The organism is Frankia sp. AgKG'84/4 (genome assembly GCF_023242965.2).
Classification (GTDB): Bacteria; Actinomycetota; Actinomycetes; order Frankiales; family Frankiaceae; genus Frankia.
In genome coordinates this window covers 1-1394 of record NZ_JALKFU020001094.1, presented here as the reverse complement: position 1 = coordinate 1394, position 1394 = coordinate 1, and the positions used below count along the sequence as shown (strand labels likewise).

Genomic DNA, 1394 nt, shown 5'->3' with positions numbered 1-1394 from the left:
GGCATGCTGGTTCGCGGACACTAGCGTATCTTAACGTCCAGCTCTGCTTCGATGTGGGAGGCCTTCGAAGACTCACCCATACGCCAGTAGACGATTAAGCTCATGGCGATGCAAGCAGCTACGTAGAAGTAGAAGAGCGATTCGACTCCAATGTTCTTCAGCCATAACGCGATGAATTCCGCAGTCCCGCCGAACACCGCTACGGTGAGTGCGTAAGGGAGTCCCACGCCAAGGGCACGGATTTCGGTCGGGAAGAGCTCGGCTTTAACGATCGCATTGATGGAAGTGTAACCGGTGACAATGATGAGACCCACCATCATGAGCAAGAATGCACCGATAGGGCTTTTCGTGTTCTCCATGATCAGGAACAGCGGCACCGTCAGCACCGTTCCGAAGATACCGAAACTCATCAAAAGCGGACGCCGTCCAATCCGGTCAGACAGCATGCCGGCTAGCGGTTGCAGCACCACGAATACCAAGAGAGCAATAAAGTTAATCCAGCTGACGACCTCCTTTTGGAGGCCCACTGTATTCACCATGAACTTCTGTAAATACGTCGTGTAGGTATAGAAGGCGACGGTTCCGCCAACCGTTAGTCCGACCACTGTCAGCACCGCCTTAGGGTGCTTCATAAGAGCCCGAACGGTTCCAGCGCTCTCCCGGCTTTCAGAACCCATTTTTGAGAACTGCTCAGATTCGTCCATCGTGCGGCGCAGCCACAATACGGCCAATGCTCCCATTGCTCCGATGACAAAGGGAATACGCCAGCCCCAGGACATCATATCGGATTCGCTGAGCACTTGCTGGAGGATGATCTGGACACCCAGTGCCACCATCTGTCCGGCAACAAGAGTGACGTACTGGAAACTTGAGTAGAAGCCTCGGCGGCCGCTGCTGGCCATCTCGGACAGGTACGTTGCCGAGGTTCCATACTCTCCACCTAACGACAACCCTTGAAGCAGGCGTGCGAGAACCAGGATAATGGGAGCCAGCACACCAATGCTGTCATAACTTGGGGTGATGGCAATGATCAGAGAACCACCGGCCATGACGGTTATGGAAAGCGTCAGCGCGGCACGGCGGCCATGACGATCGGCGTAGCGGCCCATGAGCAGGCTCCCTATCGGCCGCATCAGGAAGCCGACGGCGAAGATTGCAGCCGTGTTGAGCAGTTGGCTTGTCGGGTCTCCCTTGGGGAAGAACTCTGACGAGAAATACACGGCGAAAGCAGAATAGACGTACCAGTCGTACCATTCGATCAGATTTCCAACCGAACCTTTGCAGATGTTGCCTGTGATGCGTCGATTATTTGCGCTCTCACCTGATTGAGTCATTGTTAAATCCTCCTTCTGAAGTGCCGGTGTTAGACACTGCATTATTGGCCTCGTCAACAC

At 54.4% G+C, this 1394-nt stretch carries 1 protein-coding gene; it reads right to left on the bottom strand.

Annotated elements, in window-relative coordinates:
* Positions 1–20: 20 nt before the first annotated feature.
* Positions 21–1394: MFS transporter (locus MXD58_RS27575; protein ID WP_250611019.1), on the bottom strand; the 1374-nt coding region annotated here is incomplete at its 5' end.